The organism is Glaciibacter sp. 2TAF33, from assembly GCF_052114945.1.
GTDB lineage: Bacteria > Actinomycetota > Actinomycetes > Actinomycetales > Microbacteriaceae > Cryobacterium.
In genome coordinates this window covers 1-21,824 of the sequence record NZ_JBFRFS010000022.1, presented here as the reverse complement: position 1 = coordinate 21,824, position 21,824 = coordinate 1, and the positions used below count along the sequence as shown (strand labels likewise).

Genomic DNA, 21,824 nt, shown 5'->3' with positions numbered 1-21,824 from the left:
GGCTGGCCCGGCGGCCGACCCGGGGGACGCCGCGCCGGCGGCGCCGGGCGCCCGATGACGGTATCCCCGTTGTGCGCCAGGTGCGCCGCTCTGCGGCAGGCGTGCCACCCGCACAGCGGCGCAACTACCGCGCGATCCGGTGTCGCCTCCGCGAGGGTTGCCTTTCCGGTCGAGAATGCCCGTTTCGCCGGTCACTCTCGACCGGAGCTGCCACTCTCGGCGCCGTGCGGCGCCCGTCGCAGGGGCACTGGCGGTGCCGCTTGGCCTGTGCTCCGCGCTGCCCGGCCGCGGGCAGCCGCATGATCAACGGCGAGGTCTCATTCTGGTGGGGCCAGGCCGGGCGGCCGGCGCCGCGGCATCCGCTGCCCGGCTCGCTCCGCGCCGACGTTTGCATCGTCGGCGCCGGGTACACGGGCCTCTGGACCGCCTACTACCTGAAGAAGGCTGCGCCGACGCTGCGGATCGTGGTGCTCGAGGCGCGCTTCGCCGGTTATGGCGCGTCAGGGCGGAACGGCGGCTGGCTCACCAACTCGGTCACCGGCGGGCGTGAGCGGTACCTCGCCCGGTACGGGCGGCGCGGCGCCGGCGGCATGCAGTCCGCCATGAGCGACAGCGTCGACGAGGTGATCCGGGTCGCCGCGGCCGAGGGCATCGAGGCCGACATCGTCACGGGCGGCGAGTTCACGGTGGCCCGCAACCCCGCCCAGCAGGCGCGGCTCGAGGCCGCATTCCGGGCGGACCTGCCGTGGCGGGCAACGGATGTCCAGCTTCTCTCCGCGGCGGCGGCCCGCTCCCGCATCGACGTCGCGGGCGCCACGGGCGCGATGTGGCACCCGCACTGCGCCCGTATCCAACCGGCGAAGCTGGCCGCCGGTCTCGCCGCGACGGTCGACAAGCTCGGCGTGGAGATCTACGAGGACACCCGGGTCACCGGGATCCTGCCCCACCGGGCGCGAACCCGGCGCGGCGACGTGGAAGCCGAGTTCGTCGTGCGCGCAACCGAAGGCTTCACCGCGGCGATTCCCGGGCTGCACCGGGCCTGGCTGCCGATGAACTCCTCCCTCATCGTCACCCAGCCGCTCGGGCCCGAGTTCTGGGCCGGCATCGGCTGGGCCGGCCGGGAGACCCTCGGCGACATGGCGCACGCCTACATGTACGCGCAGCGGACCATCGACGACCGGATCGCGATCGGCGGGCGCGGCGTGCCGTACCGGTTCGGGTCCCGCACGGATGCCGACGGCCGGACCCCGGCGCACACCGTTCATGCCCTGCGCGGCATACTCGGCGAGTTCTTCCCTGCCGCCCGCGACGCCGCCATCGACCACGCCTGGTCGGGTGTGCTCGGCGTCCCGCGCGACTGGTCGGCGACCGTGGGGCTCGACCCACGGACCGGGCTGGCCTGGGCCGGCGGCTACGTGGGGACCGGGGTGACCGCGACGAACCTGGCCGGGCGCACCCTCGCCGACCTGATCCTCGGGAACGAGAGTGAACGCATCCGCTTGCCCTGGGTCAACCACCGGGTGCGCAACTGGGAGCCGGAGCCGCTGCGGTGGCTGGCGGTGACCGGGCTGTACCGGGCGTACGAGATGGCCGACCGGGCCGAGGCGGCCGGGCGCCCGACCACATCCCCGCTGGCCCGGCTCGCCGACCGCATCTCCGGCCGCGCCTGACCGTCCCTCGCCGAGAACGCACTCGTTGGGGTTATGAGGCCCGCATAACCCCAACAAGTGCGGTTTCGCGGGGCGGGAACCTCGACACGGGCGCGGCCCGCATGGTCTACTCATTGCATGGGCGTGGACCGCGAGGTCATCGATGAAGCCTTCCGCGAGGCGGAGGCGGCCGGAAGGTCGGCCGGCGTCATCGTGCGCGGCGCCGATCCGCGTGACATTCCCGCGGTGATCGGCCTGTTCGAGCGCACCTGGGGCGCCGGACGCAGCCCCGACCGCTCCATGCTGCTCGCCCTCGACTACGCCGGGAACACCGTGCTGGTGGCGACGTCGGGCGGCAAGACCGTCGGCGCGACCCTCGGCTTCCTCGGCTGGTCCGGCGGGATCCACCTGCATTCGCACATGGCGGCCGTGGTGCCGTGGCGGCGGAGCGGCGGCGTCGGCTATGCGCTCAAGCTGTACCAACGGGCCGTCTGCCTGGAGCGGGACGTGACCGAGGTGCGCTGGACATTCGACCCGCTGATCCGGCGCAACGCCCACTTCAACCTGGTCAAGCTCGGCGCCGAGGTGATCCAGTTCCTGCCCGACTTCTACGGCCGGCTCGATGACGTGATCAACGCGGGCGACCGCAGCGACAGGTTCGAAGTGCGCTGGCGGCTGGACTCCGACCGGGTGCACCGCTGCCTCGCCGGACGGCCCACCCTCGACTGGCCGAGCAACGACCGCCTGCCGCTCGACGTCGACTTCGAGCGGCTCCGCGCCGACGACCACGAGTCGGCCAGCCGCCTCCGCGACATCTCGCGCAGCGTGTTCGCGGCGGCGCTGACCGCGGGGAGGCGCCCGGAGCTGAACGCCGACAACGACTACGTCTTCACAACGGATGCCCCTGACGCGCCCCCGAGGACGTCCCACGTCGCCGCGGCCGGCGCCCCGACTGCCCCGACCGCCCCCACCGGCCAGGCTGCCCCGACCAACCAGGCCGCCCCGACCGCCCAGGGCGCCCAGACTGCCCCGACCAACCAGGCCGCCCCGACCGCCCCCACCGGCCACGCCGGCCAGGCCGAATCGCTCCCGTGAGGCTCAACTCGATCACCCTGCACCGGCTGGCCATGCCGCTGGTGCGCCCCTTCGAAACGTCGTTCGGCCGTCAGACGCAGCGGGTGGTGCTCCTGGCGCAGGTGCGCGCCGACTCCGGCGCGGTCGGCTGGGGCGAGTGCGTCGCGGGGGAGGGGCCGCTGTACAGCTCCGAATACGTCGACGGATGCGAGCACGTGATCCGGCATTACCTCGCCCCCGCCCTGCTGGCGGCGCCCCAGCTGACCGCGGAGTCGGTGGCACCGCTCCTGGCCTTCGTGGTGGGGCACCGGATGGCGAAGGCGGCGCTCGAGGTGGCCGTCCTCGATGCCGAGCTGCGCGCATCCGCCACCTCCTTCGGCAGCTACCTCGGCGCCGTCTCCGACTGGGTCGACTGCGGCGTCTCGGTCGGCATCAGCCCGGACATCGACACCCTGCTGGAGGAAGTGAGCGGATACGTGGGTGAGGGGTACCGGCGGATCAAGCTGAAGATCAAGCCGGGTTGGGACATCGACCCGGTCGCGGCCGTGCGGGACCTGATCGGTCCGGACGCGCTGCTCCAGGTCGACGCCAACACCGCGTACACCGGTGCCGACATCGCCCACCTGGGCAAGCTCGACGCGTTCGATCTGGTCCTCATCGAGCAGCCCTTCGCCGAGGAGGACATCGCCACCCATGTGCAGCTGGCGGCCACCATCGCCACCCCGGTGTGCCTGGACGAATCGATCGTCACCGCCGACGTGGCATTGGACGCCATCGAGCGCGGCGCGACATCCGTGATCAACATCAAGCCGGGGCGGGTGGGCGGCTACCTCGAGGCGGTGCGGATCCATGACCTCTGCACGGAGCTGGAGGTGCCGGTGTGGTGCGGCGGGATGCTGGAGACCGGCGTCGGCCGCGCGGGCAATGTGGCGCTCGCCGCACTGCCGGGTTTCACGCTGCCCGGCGACACGTCCGCGTCGCGCCGGTACTTCGCCGAGGACCTGGTCGAAGAACCCTTCGTGCTGGGCACCGGTGCGCACACCGGCCAGCTGCCGGTGCCGACCGGCCCCGGCACCGGGGTCACCGTGCGCGGGGACCTGGTGCGCGACTGGGCGCTCGCCGCTCCGATCGAGTTGCGGCCCTGAGCCGCGCCCGGCGCACGCTGGTCCTGAACCGGCCCTGCACGCGGGGCCGGTGCGACAGTAGGATTTGGCCATGAGTCCCCGTGACGCAGTCGACCCGGTAGCAGCAGCGCAGGCCGAGGCAGAGGCAGCGCTCGCCGCCGCCCGGGAAGCCCAGGCCGCCGCCGAGGCGGCAGTGCGGCGGGCAGCGGATGCTGAGGCCGCGGCCCGCCAGGTCGCCGCCGGTGAGCAGGCGGCAGCGGCCACGGCAGCGGCGCACACGGCCGGTGAGGGGACGGGACCGCCGACCGCGCCGGCGGCATCCGCTGCGCCCCTCGACGACGCCCACGTCGCCACCATCCGCGCCGGGTACGCCTTCGACGCGCCGGCGCTCGAGATCGGCGCCCTGGTCAACGGGTCGCCGCTGCCCGATGTGCCGGTGCGGATTCCGCTGGCCATGACCAACCGGCACGGACTCGTCGCGGGAGCCACCGGCACCGGCAAGACCCGCACGCTGCAGGTGCTCGCCGAGCAGCTGTCCGCCCACGGGGTCGCCGTTTTCGCCGCCGACATCAAGGGCGACCTGTCCGGTGTCGCGACGGCCGGCGAGGCCAACCCGAAACTCCTTGACCGCACACGCGGCATCGGCCAGGACTGGGAGGGCGCCGCCTTCCCCACCGAGTACTTCTCCCTCGGCGGCACCGGGCGGGGCATCCCGATCCGGGCGACGGTCGCGGGCTTCGGCCCGCTCCTGCTGGCCAAGGTCCTCGGCCTCAACGAAACGCAGGAATCGAGCCTCGGCCTGGTCTTCCACTACGCCGACGAGGCCGGCCTGCCGCTTCTCGACCTCACCGACCTCCGCGCGGTGCTCAGCTTCCTGGTCAGCGACGACGGCAAGGCCGAACTGACCGGCCTCGGCGGATTGTCCGGCGCCACGGTCGGGGTGATCCTCCGCGAGCTGATCACGTTCGCCGACCAGGGAGCGGATGTCTTCTTCGGCGAACCGGAGATCGACACCAGCGAGTTCCTGCGCACCGGCAGCGACGGCAGGGGCGTGATCAGCCTGCTCGAGGTGCCCGGAGTGCAGGACAAGCCGGCCCTCTACTCGACCTTCCTGATGTGGCTGCTCGCCGACCTGTTCAACGACCTGCCCGAGGTCGGCGACCTCGACAAGCCCAAGCTGGTGTTCTTCTTCGATGAAGCCCACCTGCTCTTCTCCGGCGCGAGCAAGGACTTCCTGGCGTCGATCACGCAGACCGTGCGGCTCATCCGCTCCAAGGGCGTCGGGATCTTCTTCGTCACGCAGTCGCCGAAGGACGTGCCGGGCGACGTGCTCGCCCAGCTGGGCTCCCGGGTGCAGCACCAGCTGCGCGCGTTCACGCCGGACGACGCCAAGGCCCTCCGCGCCGCCGTCTCGACCTACCCCAATTCGGGCTACGACCTCGAAGAGGTGCTCACCACGCTCGGCACCGGCGAAGCGATCGTCACGGTGATGAACGAGAAGGGCGCCCCGAGCCCGGTCGCGTGGACGCGGCTCCGCGCCCCGCAGGGCTCGATGACACCGACAGCGGATGCCGAGATCGACCGTTCCGTCGCCGCGTCACCGCTCTCGGCCAGGTACGGAACTGCGATCGACCGGGACTCCGCCCGCGAGATGCTCGCCGCGAAGCTCGAGGCGGCGCACAGCGCGGCCGTCGCGGCGGAAGCCTCGGAGCAGGCCGAACTCGACCGGGCCAGGGCCGCCGCCGAGCTGGAGAAGCAGCAGGACGAGATGGCCGCGCAGCAGGCGCGCGCGGACAAGAAGGCGCAGGCCGAATACGACCGCCTGATGAAGCGCACGCAGGGAAACCCCCGCAGTCGCACCACGACCCGGTCCGGGTCGGCCGACAAGTCGGTGCTGGAGCAGGTGCTCGGCTCCTCGGTGACCAAGACGATCCTCACCGGCGTCGTGGCCGGAATCTTCGGGACCCGGCGCCGGCGCTGACCGCGGGCAGCTCGGGCCCCTCAGTGGCGTTCGAACCAGAATGGCAGTTCCGGCCGCTCCCGCCTGAGTTCCAGCAGCGTCATCGGCTCCGGCACCCGCTCGACCGGCACCCCGAGCACATCGGCCACTGTCTCCATCGCCTCGCGGGACCAGAACTGTCCGCGCATACGCAGCAGCAGGCATCCGTTGGGGTCGGTCAGGAAGAGCTGGGACTGCGTGTCGAGGGCACCGCTCCGGTACAGCTCCAGTATCACGATGCCGCCGATGTCGTTGCGCGCGAAGGTACTCACGCGCCCGAAGAAGCCACGCTCGGTCACGGCGGCGCGGTCAACCCAGATCACGGCGCGCAGGGCGGCGACCAGCCCGGAGGCGAAGATGATCGTGACCACGACCTGCGCGGTGAGAACGACGGGCCACACCCCGTCCGGGATGGTCAGCCAGTACAACGCGCCGAACAGCGGGGTGACCAGCGCCACGAAGGCGACACTGGCCTGTTTGAGGAGATGCCCGTGGGGTCGCAGAGCGTGGACGTGCCTCGTGCCGATCCCCGCGACGATCACCCTTCCCCGATTCCCCCTCGTGGTGTACTCAGAGTATGCCCCCATCAGAGGCGGTGGCAGACTCCGTTTGGGGGACACGCCGCGGGAGTCTTAATCGACGATCTCCAGCGTGTTGAACCCGCGCTCGAACCAATGGAGCAGATTCGGATGGACGCGGCTCAGTTCGTACAGGGTCATCGGCTCCGGCACCCGCACGACCGGCGCCCCGAGCTCCTCGACCATCGTGTCCATGGCGGAGTCCGGCCAGCAGTGTCCGGTCAGGCGCAGCAGCAGGTCGCCACGGTGGCCGAGGACGAACAGCTGCGGTTGCAGGTCGAGGGACCCGCTGCGGTAGAGATCCAGGCGAAGGACGCTCCCCACGGAGTTGAGGGGTACCACGCGCAGCCGGCCCAGGCAGTCGCGGCTGGTGAAATCGCTGCTCCCCACGGAGATGCGCAGCAGGTAGAACGACCCGACACCCGCGCAGAACAGGGCGGTGAGGATGAGCTGTGCGGCCAGGACCTTGGGCCAGCCGCCGGCGCTGACGGTCAGCCAGTAGAGCACGCCGAAAATCGGCACCAGCAGGGCGAGGATCGCCACGAACCACTGCGAGTACAAGTCCTGGTGGGGGCGCAGGATCACCACCGGTGCCCGTCCGAGTGGTTCGCAGGTCACTCTTCCCCCCAATGCTCATTGCAGAGTCTGCTGCATTTCGTCCGGGACGCGTAGCCACCTTTAAGGGGACAAAAACGGATGCCGTGTCTCGCGTCGGACGGGTCAGGCGCGGGTGAAGCGCACCCGCCAGACCTCGGGGCCGCGCTCGACGTAGCTCACTTCGAACGCACCGGGCTGGCCCTGTTCGAGTTCGGCGAGCATCCGTTGCGGGTCGTGGGGTTCCAACACGTCCAGGGCGGCGCCGGCCGGGAGGGCGCCGAGCGCGCCGAACACGGCGGCATGCCGCACCGCCTTGGGAACGAGACGCGCGTCGAGCGTGACAACCTCAGTGGCCGGCGAGGCATCCGTTGCCTCTCGCGGCTTGCCGAACACGACGGGTTCGGGGTGATGGTCCCGGGTCTCGGGGGCTATCAGCTTGGCCACCGTCAGCAGTACCACCGCGTCCTCGACGGCTTCGAGGGAGTGCCGGGAGTCGGGGATCGTGAGCAGGTCACCGCGCCAGCCGGACCAGGACGCATCGCCGGCGGCGAGGACGACACGGCCCTCCAGCACCTGCAGGGTGGCCTCGCCGGTGTTCTCGTGTTCCTCGAGCCGCTGGCCGGCCTGCAACGCGATGAGGGTCTGCCTCAGCACGTGCTCGTGGCCGCCGTACAGGGTTTCGGCGCTCCGCCCGCTGGCCGCCCCGCGGGCGCGGTCGAGCAGGTGGCGGGCCAGGGCGGTGAGCGACTTCTTCTGCATCGGGGACTCTTCTTCTTCCATTTCCCTCATGCTGGGGCACCGTTCGCCCGGTGTCAACGGCGGCGGGGTCGCTCGCGCCCCTCTCCGGGGCCGCTCGCTCCCTGCCCGGGACCGCTGCCCTATGAGCGCCTGAGCGCCTGGGCGGCCGGGCTGTCGGACAGCCGGGCTGTCGAACTGCCGGGGCGTCCGGGCAGCCGCGCTGTCGTTTTGGTCGTGTCGTCGCGGGCGATCCCCCATCCGTTCGCGCTGAGGATTAAGCCTCGCGCGGATGGCAGGCCCTCAGCGTGAGGCGAAATCCTCAGCGCGAGTCGGGACAGCCGCCGACGTGGCGGGGTCAGCACCCGATCTGAACGAACGTCGAGCACAGCCCCCATCTGAACGAACGTCGAGCGCAGCCCCCGTCTGAACGAAGGTCGAGTACGGTCCCCGTCGGGCACTGTCCCGGTCGCGGCGTGCATAACTCCTGCAATTCGTGACCAGCGGATGACTGCTTCCGCGCGATTTCGCGACAGTCGCTGGCGGGCGCGGGCATTTTGCAGGAGTTACGCACACCGCACACGGCGGCACGCCGCCCACCGCACACGGCGGCGCGCCGCACACCGCACACACCAAGGTCGCCCCTCGTGGTGTCTGACGCCGGCGGCAGGCGTGGACGCGCGCACGCCTATCCCAATTGGCGGAGAATGGGGGATTCGAACCCCCGAGGGCTTTCACCCAACACGCTTTCCAAGCGTGCGCCATAGGCCACTAGGCGAATTCTCCTGGCCGGCCACTCCCCGAAGGGGAACGGCCTAGAGAATCTTACCTGTTTCCGGAGCTCGCCGCCGCCGCACCCCCAGCACGCCCGAGTAACCGGAATGCGAGTGCGCCGGCCACGAGCACCAGCATGGTCACTGCCCACGCCGCCAGCAGCAGGATCCCCAGCTCGTCGGTGCGGGATTCTGAGGGGGCGAGCGACTGCCCGGCCAGCACCACGTTGTCCCCCGCCCTCATTTCAACTGTCGCAAACCGCACTCCGTCCGACGGCTGCCACGACACGTGGTTGCGGCCCTGGGCCCGGGCCGCATCCAGCACGCCTTTCGGCACCTCGGCGAGTTCACCGCCGAGGTAGCCGTTTCCGGATTGGGCGGCATCCGCTGTGTCGAACACCACCACGAAGGGCGCGAGGCTCGTCTCAAGGTCGACCCGCGGGAGCGCATCGAGTGTGTCGGACCGGCCGTCGGCCAGCTCGGTCGCCACCTGGCTGGCGAGGCGCCAGCCGGCGTCGTCGGCGCCCTGCCGCTCGATCTGCTGCGCCGTCACGTAGACGGCGCCCAGCAGGACGGTGGCCAGGACGGCCGCAGCCGCGGCGCCCGCGAGAACGAAACCGTTCCTGTTCATGCCTGAACACTAAGCCCGACCGGCGGTCACCGGCCCCAGTTCACCGCCTGATTTTGGGCCTACCGCTGATCCCTCTAAACTGGATGCTGGCTCCTCGCGTGGCGCCATCCAGGCCAACTCCCCCAGGACGGAAACGTAGCAAGGGTAACCGGGCTCTGGCGGGTGCGCGAGGAGTCCTTTTTTTGGGTAGTTACACAAGAACTATTGCGCAATAGTTCTTGTGTAATTAGTGTGAGCGGATGGCAGAACCAACGGACGCCAGGTCGCGCAACGTCATCGCCCTCACGACCGCGAAGCAGATGCGCGCGCTCGCGCATCCGCTGCGGATGCAGGTGCTCGGTGAACTACGCGTCAACGGTCCCCGCACCGTCGGGGCACTGTCCGAAATATTCGACGAGGCGCCCGGGACCCTGAGTTACCACCTCGGCAAGCTTGCCGAGTTCGGTTTCGTCGAGGAAGCGCCCGGGCATTCAACCGACCGCCGCGAACGTTGGTGGCGATCGGCGCACGACGCCACCAACCTCCAGGCTCCGTGTGCGAACGCCCCGGCGGCCGAGCGGCACGCCTCCGCCGCGGTGCGGCACCAGATCGTCGACGTGTACTCGGCCACCCTGCATCGCGCGATCGACGCAGCCGAGGAACTGCCGCGGGAATGGGCGGACGCGGCCGTGTCGAGTGACGCCTTCGCCTTCCTGACGCCTGCGGAGCTGGCCGAGGCCAGCGCCGAACTGAGCGCCGTCGCCGAGAAGTGGTACGACCGCGGCACGCGCGGACGCGCCGGCACGGAGCCGGTGCAGATCATCGTCCACGCCTTCCGTCGGCCATGACAAGGGTTGGTGGACGGTGCGTGACATGAACAACACGACGACGGATGCCGCCGGCAAAGCCAGCGGGTCTGCCGGCGGCTCCGAGACACCACGGACGGCCGCGGGCCGGACCACCCGTGCCGGCCGCGCTCCGGGCGGCCGCCAGCGGCTCCTTCCGCTGGTCGGCCTGCTGTCGGCCCAGGGGCTGTCCCTCGCCGGCAACGCCATCACCATGATCGTGGTCCCGCTGTATGTGCTCCACGACACCGGGTCGGTGCTCGCCACCGGTGTCGCCGGCGTGTTCGCCACCGTCCCGGTCATCCTCGGGGGTGCGTTCGGGGGAGTCCTGGTCGACCGGCTCGGGTTCCGTCTTGCCGGCATCATCGCCGATCTGGCCAGCGGTGTCGCGGTGCTCGCGATCCCCGTGCTTGCCGCAACGGTGGGCCTCCCCTTCTGGGCCCTGCTGGCGCTGGTCTTCCTCAGCGGCGTGCTCGACACCCCCGGGAACACCGCCAAGGCCGCGCTGCTGCCGGACCTGGCGGAAGCCGGCGGCGTCGCGATCACCCGGGCGACCGGTGCCCAGTCCGCGATCTCGCGCAGCGCCTCAATGGTCGGTGCGGCGGGTGCAGCGGTTGCCGTCGTCTGGCTGGGACCACTGAACTCGCTGCTGCTCGACGCCGCCACCTTCGCCGTCTCGGCCGTGCTGCTCTGGGCGTGCGTGCCGGCCGGGGCCAGTGCTGCGACCCCCACCGCAACCGGCGCCGCAACCGGCGCCCCGGCGGGCGGGAGCTACTGGCGGGAGCTCGGCGACGGCATCCGCTTCCTCACGTCGTCACCGCTGATCCGCAACCTGGTGCTGATGATCGTGATCACGAACAGCTTTGACGCGGCCGGTATGACGGTGCTGAAGCCGGTCTACGCGGCGACCATCAGTCCCGACGGTGCCCTGTTCGGCGTGATGGTCGCGTGCTTCGCGTTCGGCGCGCTCACCGGTGCGGGCCTGTTCGGCTGGTTCGGGCACCGGCTGCCGCGACGCGGAACGCTCGTGGTGTGCTTCCTGCTCGCCGGAGCGCCGCCGTATTTCGCGATGGCCGCCGACCTGCCACTCCCTCTGCTGTTCACGGTGCTGGCGCTCGCCGGCTTGTCTGCCGGTTCGATCAACCCGCTGTTGTCGACTGTGTTGTACGAGCAGATCCCCCGTGAGATGCGTGCCCGCGTGCTCGGTGCGCTCACGACCGGCGTGTCGGCCGGGATGCCGATCGGTGCGTTTTTCGGCGGCCTCGCGGTCTCCGCGGCCGGATTGGTGCCGACCCTGCTCGTGGTCGGCGGAACCTATGCCGTTGTCACGCTGGCGCCGCTGGTCGGCAGCTCCTGGCGGGCGCTGGAACGGGCCCCCATCCCCGCCCCGGACGAACCGGGCGAGGGTATGGCACCGGCCCCCAGTTCATAACTCCTGCAAAACGCACGACACGGTCGGGGGGAACCGCGGATTCCCGCGCCACCCGAGACAACTCGCCACAGTCTGCAGGAGTTATGCACCCGCAGCCGTCGCGACGTCGGCCGAAGTCGCGCACATGCCGGCCTGGCGGGCGCGAAAGCGCCGATTCCTAGCCGCGAGCCGCCGCCGACCATAGGCTGGAGGCGCAACTCGATGTCACAGGCGTGTGCTGGGAGGCACCCATGGTCGAATCGTCCGGAACCGCCAGCACCGCTCGTGAGGCTCCATGGCCCGCGAGGGAACCGGCCCCCCTGAGTGACGCGGCGATCGCACATATCGACGCCTGGTGGCGGGCCGCCAACTATCTCGCGGTCGGGCAGGTCTACCTCCTCGACAACCCGCTGCTGCGAGAGCCGCTCACCCGCGAGCACATCAAGCCGCGGCTGCTCGGCCACTTCGGCACCGTGCCCGGCCTCAATCTGGTCTACGCGCACCTGAACCGCGCCATCAGGGAGCGCCGGATCAGCACACTGTACGTGGCAGGCCCCGGGCACGGCGGCCCGGGCATGGTCGCCAACGCCTACCTCGACGGAACGTACAGCGAGGTGTACCCGCACATCGACCAGACCGTGGACGGCATGCGCCGGCTGTTCCGGCAGTTCTCCTTCCCCGGCGGCATCCCGAGCCACGTCGCCCCGGAGACGCCCGGGTCGATCCACGAGGGCGGTGAGCTCGGCTACTCTCTCAGCCACGCCTTCGGTGCCGCCTTCGACAACCCCGGCCTGCTGGTCGCCTGTGTCATCGGTGATGGCGAGGCCGAGACCGGCCCGCTGGCCACCAGCTGGCACTCCAACAAGTTCCTCGACCCGGTCGAGGACGGTGTCGTCCTCCCGATCCTGCACCTGAACGGATACAAGATCGCCAACCCCACCGTGCTCGCCCGCATCCCGGAGGAGGAGCTCCTCGACCTGATGTGGGGCTACGGTTACAAGCCGCACCTGGTCTCCGGCGGGTTCGACGGCGAAGACCCGCTCCTCGTGCACCGCCGCATGGCCGAGACCCTCGATACCGTGCTCGACGAGATCGCCGAGATCAAGCGTCTCGGCCACCAGGCAACGGATGCCGCAGCGCGCGACCCGCAGGCCGCCACGGACCAGCCCCCGGACGCCGACGCCGACTTCGAGGCCACCCGCCCGCGCTACCCGATGATCATCCTCCGCACCCCCAAGGGCTGGACCTGCCCACCGGTGGTCGACGGCCTGCCGGTCGAGAACACCTGGCGCGCCCACCAGGTTCCGCTGGCGAACGCACGGGACACCGAGGAGCACACCCGCATTCTCGAGGGCTGGATGAAGAGCTACCGCCCCGAGGAATTGTTCGACGAGTCGGGCCGGGTGCGGCAGGACATCTCAGCCCTCGCGCCGGACGGCGAGCTGCGCATGAGCGCGACGCCGCACGCGAATGGCGGCCAGTTGCGTGAGGACCTCCGGCTCCCCGACTTCCGCGACTACGCAGTCGACGTTCCGGCGCCCGGCGGCAGCACGTCAGAGGCGACCAGGGTGCTCGGCCAGTGGCTGGCCGACGTGATCCGCGACAACCCGCACACGTTCCGCATCTTCGGGCCAGACGAGACAGCCTCGAACCGCCTCGCCCCGGCGGTGTACGAGTACACCGGCAAGCAGTGGAACGCCGAGACCTGGCCGGTCGACGAGCACCTCGTGCGTGCCGGCCGGGTGATGGAGATGCTCTCCGAACACCAATGCGAGGGTTGGCTCGAGGGCTATCTGCTCACCGGTAGGCACGGCCTGTTCAACTGCTACGAGGCGTTCATCCACATCATCGATTCCATGTTCAACCAGCACGCGAAGTGGCTGGAGGCGTCCCGCAAGATCCCCTGGCGGCGCCCGGTCGCGAGCCTGAACTACCTGCTCTCCAGCCACGTCTGGCGTCAGGACCACAACGGCTTCAGCCACCAGGACCCCGGTTTCATCGACCTGGTCATGAACAAGAAGGCCGAAGTCGTGCGGGTGTACCTGCCGCCGGACGCCAACACCCTGCTATCCACCTACGACCACTGCCTTCGCTCCACCGACTACGTCAACGTCGTCGTGGCCGGCAAGCAGCCGCAGGCCAACTGGCTCACCATGGACGAGGCGATCGCCCACTGCACCCGGGGGATCGGCATCTGGGAATGGGCGGGGACCGAGGGTGACGGACGAAAGCCCGGCGGCGCCGAGCCCGACGTTGTGCTGGGCTGCGCGGGCGACGTGCCGACCCTCGAGACGCTGGCGGCGGCATCCGTTCTGCGGGACGAGCTTCCGGAGCTCAGGGTGCGCTTCGTCAACGTGGTGGACCTGATGCGGCTCCAGGACCCGCGCGAGCACCCGCATGGGCTGGACGACGCCGAGTTCGATGCCATATTCACCACCGACAAGCCGGTGATCTTCGCCTATCACGGGTATCCGTGGCTGATCCACCGGCTCACCTACCGCCGCGCCGGGCACCCCAACCTGCACGTGCGCGGGTACAAGGAGAACGGGACCACCACCACGCCGTTCGACATGGTGATGCTGAACGACCTGGACCGGTACTCCCTCGTGATCGACGTGATCGACCGGGTGCCGGGGCTGGGTGCGCGGGCCGCCGGGCTTCGGCAGCGGATGCAGGACGCCCGCCTCCAGGCTCGGCAATACACCCGCGAACACGGCGAGGACATTCCCGTGGTCGCCGAGTGGTCGTGGGGCGGCGGCGGCGGCGTCTCCCAGGAGGACGCGCAGGAAACCGTGAACGGCGGCGGCGATACCGGCGCAGACAACGCCTGAGCGGCCCGCCTCATGTCGAGCGCGCGGACACCGGGTCCGACGCCGGGCGACGGGGGCTGCGGGATCCGCTCGACCCGGAACCGGCCTGGGCGCGCAGAATCGCGCCGGGCACCCGATATTTCGCGCGCCCGGCGCACTATCGGGTGCCCGGCGCGTCGGGCATCAGAAATATCGCGCGCCAGGCGACAATTTCGGGTGCCGGCCGAGCGGATGCGCCCGGGGTCCGGTGTCCAGCTGGGGAACAAGGGTTGGTGCCCGCGCCACATCCACCGCAATCCCCGCGCACAAAGCCCCCGGCGGGCGCATTCCCAGCGCGAGTGCGATTGAATGGACAACGTGTCGAAGAGCATCTACATCACATCCGCTGAGGGAAACACCGGAAAGTCGACGATCGCTCTCGGGGTGCTCGACACTCTCTCGCACTCGGTGCAGCGCGTCGGCGTCTTCCGGCCGATCGCCCGATCCACCATCGAGCGCGACTATGTCGTCGAACTCCTGCTGAAGCACGACACCGTCGAACTCTCTTACGAGGACTGCATCGGCGTCACCTACGACGAGGTGCGCGACGACGCCGAGGCCGCCCTGTCGCTCATCGTTCGCCGCTACAAGGCGGTCGAGGCGCAGTGCGACGCCGTGGTCATCCTCGGGTCCGACTTCACCGACGTCGGCAGCCCCACCGAGCTCGGCTACAACGCCCGCATCGCGGCCAACCTCGGCGCCCCGGTGCTGCTCGTGCTCGGCGGCCGCACCGCTCACGGCTCGGGCGAGCGACTCGGCCAGGCCGATGCGCGCACCCCGCACGAGATGGGCGACATCGCCGGCACCTCGATCGCCGAACTGTCCCACGCCCACGCCAGCGTGCTCGCCATCGTCGCCAACCGAGCGGATGCCCACCAGCTCGACGAGATCACCGAGGCCATCGAGGCGGTCAGCGCCGGACTCCCGGTGTGGGCGATCCCCGAGGACCCCTACCTCGTCGCACCCAGCATGCAGTCGATCATGGACGCCACCGACGGCGAACTGATCAAGGGCGAACCCGCCCAGCTGGCCCGGGAGGCCCTCGGCGTCGTGGTTGCCGGCATGAGCATGGTCAACGTGCTGCCGCGGCTGATCCAGGGCGCGGTGCTCGTGGTCGCCGGCGACCGCACCGAGGTGCTCCTTGCCGCGATGATGGCGCAGGCATCCGGCACATTCCCCTCGATCGCCGGCATCGTGCTGAACGGCGGGTTTGAGCTGCCTGAGCCGATCGAGCAGCTCCTCGACGGCCTGCCGCAGTCGCTGCCGATCATCCGCACTCAGCTCGGCACCTACGACACCATCGTCGCGATCACCCGCACCCGCGGCCGGCTGGCGGCCGACTCGCAGCGCAAGTACGACGCGGCGCTGGCGTTGTTCGAGAAGCACGTGGACGCATCCACTCTGCTGGAACGGCTGAACGTCGCGACCACCACGGTGATGACCCCGCTGATGTTCGAGTACACCCTGCTCGAACGGGCACGGTCGACGCGGCGGCACATTGTGCTCCCAGAGGGCGAGGACGACCGGATCCTCCGCGCCGCGCACACCCTGCTGGCCCGGGACGTGGCCAGGCTCACGATCCTCGGCGAGACCTTCGAGGTACGCTCGCGGGCGATCGAGCTCGGCCTCGACATCTCGAAGGCCGAGGTGCTGTCATCGCACGACCCGGTGCTCGTGATGCGGTTCGCGGAGGAATACGCGCGAGTGCGCGCGCACAAGGGCATGACGGTCGAGAAGGCACGGGAGATCGTGAGTGACGTCTCCTACTTCGGCACCATGATGGTGCACCTCGGGCTGGCGGACGGCATGGTGTCCGGGGCCACGCACACCACCGCGCACACCATCAAGCCCGGGTTCGAGATCATCAAGACCAGGCCCGGCGTCTCCGTGGTGTCGTCGGTGTTCCTGATGCTGCTCGAAGACCGGGTGCTGGTCTACGGCGACTGCGCCGTGGTGCCGGACCCCGACGCCTCCCAGCTCGCCGACATCGCCATTTCCTCCAGCGCGACGGCCGAGCAGTTCGGCATCGACCCTCGAGTCGCGATGCTGTCGTACTCCACCGGCTCCTCCGGTTCCGGGGCGGATGTCGACAAGGTGCGCGAGGCGACCGCGCTGGTGCGCTCCCGCCGGCCCGACCTGCCGGTCGATGGGCCGATCCAGTACGACGCCGCAGCGGATGCCGCGGTGGCGGCGTCGAAGATGCCCGGCTCGGCTGTTGCGGGGCGGGCGACCGTGTTCATATTCCCGGACCTGAATACGGGCAACAACACCTATAAGGCGGTGCAGCGGTCGGCCGGGGCCGTCGCGATCGGTCCAGTGCTGCAGGGATTGAACAAACCGATCAACGACCTCTCGCGGGGCGCGCTGGTGCAGGACATTGTGAACACGGTCGCGATCACCGCGATCCAGGCGGCTGGAGCATCCGCATGAGCACCGTCTTCGTCGTGAACTCCGGGTCGTCGTCGATCAAGTACCAGGTGGTCGATCTCGACACCTCCAGGGCCCTGATCAGCGGCCTGGTCGAGCGGATCGGCGAGCCGGGCTCCGCGGTGTCCGACCACCACATCGGCATGAGCATCGTGCTGGCCAAGCTCGGCGACCTCGGTGCGGGCATCCTCGCCGTCGGGCACCGCGTGGTTCACGGCGGGAGCGACTTCACCGGCCCGACCCTCATCGATGACGAGGTCGAGCGTGACATCGAGTCACTGTCCCGCCTCGCGCCGCTGCATAACCCGGCCAATTTGCTCGGTATCCGGGCCGCCCGCGCCGCCCTGCCCGACGTGCCGCACGTGGCCGTGTTCGACACGGCGTTCCACCAGAGCATGCCGCCGGCCGCGTACACGTACGCGATTCCCACCGCGCTCGCCGAGGAGTACAAGGTGCGCCGCTACGGTTTCCACGGCACGTCGCACAAGTTCGTCTCCGAGCGCGCCGCCGAACTTCTCGGACGGCCTCTCGCTGAGGTTCGCACCATCGTGCTGCACCTGGGGAACGGGGCGTCGGCCACGGCGATCGCCGGCGGCCGGTCCGTCGACACCTCGATGGGGCTCACCCCCCTGCAGGGGCTTGTCATGGGCACCCGTTCCGGCGACATCGACCCCGCCGTGGTCTTCCACCTCAACCGGGCAGCCGGCATGTCCGTCGATGAACTCGATACCCTTTTGAACCGCCAGAGCGGGCTCCTGGGCCTCACCGGCATGAACGACATGCGCGACGTCCAGGCTGCGGCGATCGACGGCAACGAGCGGGCCGAACTGGCCCTGCAGGTCTGGCGGCATCGCATCCGTCATTACATCGGCGCGTATTACGCACAACTCGGCGGACTCGACGCCCTGGTCTTCACCGCCGGGGTGGGGGAGAACAACGCCCTCTTGCGGCGCCGGGCGGTCGCCGGGCTGGGCCATATCGGCATCGAGATCGATGCCGACCGCAACGAGCTGGTCTCGAAGGAGGCGCGCGTCATCTCGCCGGAGGGCGCCCCAGTCACGGTGATGGTCATCCCCACCAACGAGGAACTGGAGATCGCGCGGCAGGTCGCGTCAGTGGTCTAGCTGGTCTCGCCTGTCGGTGCTCCAGTTGCGGCTTCCGCCCAGCGTCCAGCGCACCCGCGGGCAGCCGGCTCCCCGCGGGCGGGCGTGCGCAACTGCGGGGATTCGTGCCCGAGCGCCCGATTTCGGGCCTGATTCGGGTGATTTCCGAAAAATCCCAGCGGTTGTGCACGTCAGCGGGCACGCTGACCGATTGCGCCCGCAATTCGGCGCCGTCACCACCAGCGCCCCGCCGTTTCTGATCAGTCGCAGAGCATCTGGCCGTCGCCGTGCGCAACAGCGGGGATTTTCTGCTAAACGCCCGATTTCGAGCCGGATCCGGGTGATTCCCGAAAAATCCCAGCGATTACGCACGCACTGCGGGCGAGCGGGATAAATGCGCCCCCATCGGGACACCATCGATCAGCGTTGCGTCGATTTCCGTGGTGACGGACGCTCGGCGTCCCGCACCATTTGGGTGATCGTGTGCAGCGTCTGTGGCCAGCCTTCGAATATATGCGGCCGGCCGATTCGCAGTACCCGTATGCCCTGTCCTTCGGCGATCAGGTCTTTAGTTCTGTCCGGGAGAAATCGCTCGGGCCCGTGCCATTGTTCCCCGTCCGTCTCGACGGCCACGCAGTCATTGACCAGCAGATCGAAGTGCCCGGCTCCAGCCACGAAGAATTGCGTCGTCACCCGGAACCCGGCGCGCACTACTCGAACCCGGGTGTGGGTCTCGTAGCCCGATTGTGCGCCACGATCGACCTGGGTAAGCACCGCACTGAGTCGCTCCGGCGCACGGGCGAGGAGTTCGGAAAAGTCGGTCTCGGTGATGAAGCGCAGGTGTAGCGCAGATTCCACGCTCGCCAGCGCATCGTCCGGCGGCAGGCACCTGATTGCCATCAGCATCGCGTCGAGTGCGGAGACTTCCAAGGGCGCTGCCCAATCTCGGCGGGTCCCCGCCCGGTGAACTATCGCGCCCGGGGTCTGCCGCTTGTGGTGGAAGCGCGGGTCGATTCTGAGATGCAGCTTCGGCCGGTCGATGCCCGACCACACTCCATGCTTCGCCAAAACGGAGAGGCAGTCGATCGCTCCGCCCGCGCGGGCCGCTCGGACGAGACTGCTGTCCAGGTGCGTGCATGCGTAGACACCGCGGGTTACCCGTTGAATGGCACCCGACCCAACCAGCGCAGACAGCGCGCGTCTCGTGAACCCACGGGCCTCAAGCTCCCGGGCGGATGCGACGTGACCCGCGTCACACAGGGCTCTCGATAGTTCGGACATGCCAGCAGGATGGCCTCCGGCATCCCTTCGAAACGGGAGTGCATTCCGATTGGTGGACTAAAGCAGTCTCCGATGCCTTGTGCATAACTCGCCGGCCGGGGCGCTCTGTCAGCGGAGCCAAGTACGATTGCATCGTGGTTACCGCCCTATATCGCCGCTACCGGCCAGAGACGTTCGCCGAGATGATCGGTCAGTCGCAGGTGACCGAACCGCTCATGACGGCCCTGCGCACCAATCGGGTGAACCACGCGTACCTGTTCAGCGGTCCGCGCGGCTGCGGCAAGACCACGTCGGCGCGCATCCTCGCCCGCTGCCTGAACTGCGTCGAGGGCCCCACCGACACCCCCTGCGGAGTCTGCCCGAGTTGTGTCGAACTGTCGCGCGACGGCAGCGGATCGCTCGACGTCGTCGAGATCGACGCGGCCAGCCACAACGGCGTCGATGACGCCCGGGACATCCGTGAGCGCGCGATCTTCGCTCCCGCCCGCGATCGCTACAAGATCTTCATCCTCGACGAGGCGCACATGGTGACGCCGCAGGGCTTCAACGCGCTGCTCAAGATCGTCGAGGAGCCGCCGGAGCACATCAAGTTCATCTTCGCGACGACCGAACCCGAAAAGGTGATCGGAACCATCCGCTCGCGTACCCACCACTACCCGTTCCGGCTGGTGCCGCCGGCCCAGATGCTCGAGTACGCACAGACCCTCTGCGACAGTGAGGGCATCACGGTTGCGCCCGGCGTGCTGCCGCTGGTGGTGCGCGCCGGCGGTGGTTCGCCGCGCGACACCCTGTCCCTGCTCGACCAGCTGATGGCCGGCTCCGACGACAAGTCCGTCGAATACGAACGCGCGGTCGCCCTGCTCGGTTACACCCACGCATCCCTGCTCGACGACGCCGTCGACGCCATTGCCGCGCGGGACTCGGCTGGCGCCTTCGACGCCGTCGACCGCGTCATCCAGACCGGGCAGGATCCCCGCCGCTTCGTCGAGGACCTTCTCGAACGCATGCGTGACCTCATCATCGTCGCCGCCACTTCGGCGACAGGGGCTGCCGCCGTTCTGCGCGGCGTCCCGCAGGACGAACTCGACCGCATGGCCGTGCAGGCGGCGAAGTTCGGGCCGACCGAGCTGTCCCGCACGGCGGACATCCTGAACGCCGCCCTCACCGAGATGACCGGCGCCACCTCGCCGCGCCTGCACCTCGAACTCATGGTCGCGCGCGCGCTCATCCCCGGCAGTGACGACTCCACCCGCGGCGCGCTCGCCCGCGTCGAACGGCTCGAGCGCCGCATCGGCGTTGCCGGCAACACCGAAGCCACGACGGATGCCGGCATGCGGCCGACCGCGCCGGTCGCCGCGAGTGAGTCCGAGGTTCCGGCCGGCCGCGGCTCGGCTGGTCAACCTGCTCCGGGGTCAGTCACGCCGGGGGCATCGGGGGCATGGCCGACCGTCACCCCTCCGACGTCCGCCGCGGCAGGGGCACCCGCCGCCCAGCCCGCTTCGGCAGCCCAACCAGCCGAGCCGGCTTCGGTCGGGCGGCCCGCGCAGCCAGCCCAGCCCGCTTCGGCGGCCCAGGCCGCGCCGCCCGCTTCGGCCTCCACGCCTGAACCAGCCAGGTCATCGGCCTCGCCCGCCGCTGCACCGGAGGCCGCAGGTCACGGGACCGAACCAGGCGGCATTTCACCGGCCGCTCCGGCGACGCCGGTCGGACCCGTCACCCTGCAGCAGATCAAGGACGCCTGGCCCCTGGTGCTCGAGGCGGTCAAGGCCGCGAAAATGAACGCCTGGCTGGTCGTGTTCACCGCGAGCCTGCTCGAACTGCGCGGCGACGACGTCCTGGTCATTTCGTTCCCGAACGAAGCGGACTACACCCGTTTCAAACAGCCGCACCCCACCGAAAAGGGCGTCAGCGAATTCCTGCGTGAGGCGATTATCGACGTCCTCGGCCTCCGGGTGAAGTTCATCGCCAAGGTCGACGCGGGTCCAACCGACCCCGCTCCCGGGCAGCCCGCCGTGCGCATCGGCTCACCCACCCCGGCGGATGAGACCTCGACCGGTCCGACGGGTGGGTCTCCAGCGGATGCCGCGTCTTCCTCCGGTGGTTCCACACCCGGATCCGGTGCGGTTGCCGTCACCTCCGGCTCCCCCGGGGTCGGCTCGGGCGTCGCCGCGGCCACTGGTCGCCCGAGCGCGGTCACCGGACGGCCGGGCGCGGCCGCTGGAACGCCGACAGCCTCGAGCGGTTCGAGCGCGGTCACCGGACAGCCGGGCGCGCCGACCGGAACGCCGACAGCCTCGAGCGGTTCGAGCGCGGTCACCGGACGGCCGGGCGCGCCGACCGGAACGCCGACAGGAACAGCGCCGACAGCGACGACGGGAACGTCCACCGGTTGGGCCACCGTTGCCATCCCGGGGTCCGCCACCGCGACGATGGAAGCGCCCGACCCGGAGCCGCCATTCGACGAAGAACCGCCGTTCGACGACGTGCCTCCGCCCTTCGACGACGACGTGCCGCCCGACATCGAAGCGGTGTTCAGCGAGCCGTCGGCGGCGCCGTCCACCGATTCGTCTGGCTGGGCGACCTCGGCCCCGGCCGAACCCGAGCCGTGGGCCCCGTCCGCGGCATCCGCTGGACCGACGAAAGCAGCTCCGGCGGCGACGACTGCGCGGGACGCCGCCGCACCGACTCCCGGAGCAACGCCGGCCGCAGCCACCCCGGCCGGCGCAACGCCGGCAGCAGCCACGCCGGCCCGCCCGGCCGCCACCCGGC

At 70.0% G+C, this 21,824-nt stretch carries 15 protein-coding genes, 1 tRNA gene, 1 other RNA gene and 1 pseudogene; 11 read left to right on the top strand and 7 right to left on the bottom strand.

Features of this window, described 5'->3' with window-relative positions; translation table 11 throughout:
- Positions 1-299 precede the first annotated feature (299 nt).
- The 4 genes from AB4Y94_RS17580 (at position 300) to AB4Y94_RS17565 (ending at position 5,828) form a co-directional block, all read left to right on the top strand.
- Positions 300-1,670: an NAD(P)/FAD-dependent oxidoreductase gene (locus AB4Y94_RS17580; RefSeq protein WP_441729312.1), complete on the top strand. Its 1,371-nt coding sequence runs from the start codon at positions 300-302 to the stop codon at positions 1,668-1,670.
- A 117-nt stretch (positions 1,671-1,787) separates the two neighbouring features.
- The gene (locus tag AB4Y94_RS17575) at positions 1,788-2,744 is read left to right on the top strand and encodes a hypothetical protein (protein WP_441729311.1); all 957 of its coding nucleotides are present in this window, start codon (positions 1,788-1,790) and stop codon (positions 2,742-2,744) included.
- Positions 2,741-3,868, top strand: a complete 1,128-nt coding sequence (gene menC, locus AB4Y94_RS17570) for an o-succinylbenzoate synthase (RefSeq protein ID WP_441729309.1) — start codon at positions 2,741-2,743, stop codon at positions 3,866-3,868. The genes AB4Y94_RS17575 and menC overlap by 4 nt, the downstream gene beginning before the upstream one ends.
- Positions 3,869-3,938: 70 nt before the next feature.
- Positions 3,939-5,828: a helicase HerA-like domain-containing protein gene (locus AB4Y94_RS17565; RefSeq protein ID WP_441729308.1), complete on the top strand. Its 1,890-nt coding sequence runs from the start codon at positions 3,939-3,941 to the stop codon at positions 5,826-5,828.
- Between the two features lie 20 nt (positions 5,829-5,848).
- Here AB4Y94_RS17565 and AB4Y94_RS17560 read toward each other — a convergent pair whose 3' ends face one another.
- The 5 genes from AB4Y94_RS17560 to AB4Y94_RS17540 form a co-directional block, all read right to left on the bottom strand.
- Positions 5,849-6,304, bottom strand: coding sequence for a hypothetical protein (locus tag AB4Y94_RS17560; RefSeq protein WP_441729307.1), 456 nt, complete (start codon positions 6,302-6,304; stop codon positions 5,849-5,851).
- A 174-nt stretch (positions 6,305-6,478) separates the two neighbouring features.
- Positions 6,479-7,042 carry a hypothetical protein gene (locus tag AB4Y94_RS17555; protein WP_441729306.1) on the bottom strand — a complete coding sequence of 188 codons (564 nt, stop codon included), beginning with the start codon at positions 7,040-7,042 and terminating at the stop codon, positions 6,479-6,481.
- A gap of 102 nt (positions 7,043-7,144) precedes the next feature.
- A complete protein-coding gene (locus tag AB4Y94_RS17550; protein WP_441729305.1) occupies positions 7,145-7,801 on the bottom strand; it encodes a DUF2249 domain-containing protein in 657 nt (218 codons plus the stop codon).
- Positions 7,802-8,454: 653 nt separating this feature from the next.
- Positions 8,455-8,542: transfer RNA gene (locus AB4Y94_RS17545), tRNA-Ser, on the bottom strand.
- 39 nt (positions 8,543-8,581) lie between these two features.
- The gene (locus AB4Y94_RS17540) at positions 8,582-9,160 is read right to left on the bottom strand and encodes a hypothetical protein (protein WP_441729304.1); all 579 of its coding nucleotides are present in this window, start codon (positions 9,158-9,160) and stop codon (positions 8,582-8,584) included.
- Positions 9,161-9,245: 85 nt separating this feature from the next.
- On the opposite strand from AB4Y94_RS17540, the gene ffs reads away from it, so the two are divergent.
- The 6 genes from ffs to AB4Y94_RS17510 all read left to right on the top strand — a co-directional run bounded on the left by ffs (position 9,246) and on the right by AB4Y94_RS17510 (position 17,795).
- Positions 9,246-9,342: signal recognition particle sRNA small type (gene ffs, locus AB4Y94_RS17535), an RNA gene on the top strand.
- A gap of 57 nt (positions 9,343-9,399) precedes the next feature.
- Positions 9,400-9,987 (top strand): winged helix-turn-helix domain-containing protein, encoded by a 588-nt coding sequence (locus AB4Y94_RS17530; protein ID WP_441729302.1) that lies wholly within the window; start codon positions 9,400-9,402, stop codon positions 9,985-9,987.
- A gap of 25 nt (positions 9,988-10,012) precedes the next feature.
- The gene (locus tag AB4Y94_RS17525) at positions 10,013-11,416 is read left to right on the top strand and encodes an MFS transporter (RefSeq protein ID WP_441729301.1); all 1,404 of its coding nucleotides are present in this window, start codon (positions 10,013-10,015) and stop codon (positions 11,414-11,416) included.
- Between the two features lie 230 nt (positions 11,417-11,646).
- Positions 11,647-14,226: a phosphoketolase family protein gene (locus AB4Y94_RS17520; RefSeq protein ID WP_441729300.1), complete on the top strand. Its 2,580-nt coding sequence runs from the start codon at positions 11,647-11,649 to the stop codon at positions 14,224-14,226.
- A 336-nt stretch (positions 14,227-14,562) separates the two neighbouring features.
- Positions 14,563-16,674 carry a phosphate acetyltransferase gene (gene pta, locus AB4Y94_RS17515; protein ID WP_441729299.1) on the top strand — a complete coding sequence of 704 codons (2,112 nt, stop codon included), beginning with the start codon at positions 14,563-14,565 and terminating at the stop codon, positions 16,672-16,674.
- Entirely contained in the window at positions 16,671-17,795 is a 1,125-nt protein-coding gene (locus tag AB4Y94_RS17510; RefSeq protein WP_441729298.1) for an acetate/propionate family kinase, read from the top strand. Before pta ends, AB4Y94_RS17510 begins: the two co-directional genes overlap by 4 nt.
- A gap of 399 nt (positions 17,796-18,194) precedes the next feature.
- Here the strand turns inward: AB4Y94_RS17510 and AB4Y94_RS17505 are convergent, their stop codons facing one another.
- On the bottom strand, positions 18,195-18,827 hold the full coding sequence (locus tag AB4Y94_RS17505; RefSeq protein ID WP_441729314.1) for a hypothetical protein: 633 nt from the start codon (positions 18,825-18,827) through the stop codon (positions 18,195-18,197).
- A 96-nt stretch (positions 18,828-18,923) separates the two neighbouring features.
- A pseudogene (locus tag AB4Y94_RS17500) lies at positions 18,924-19,055 on the bottom strand (type IV toxin-antitoxin system AbiEi family antitoxin domain-containing protein); the annotation flags it as partial.
- Between the two features lie 182 nt (positions 19,056-19,237).
- On the opposite strand from AB4Y94_RS17500, the gene AB4Y94_RS17495 reads away from it, so the two are divergent.
- On the top strand, positions 19,238-21,824 hold a 2,587-nt coding region (locus AB4Y94_RS17495; RefSeq protein ID WP_441729313.1), incomplete at its 3' end, for a DNA polymerase III subunit gamma and tau.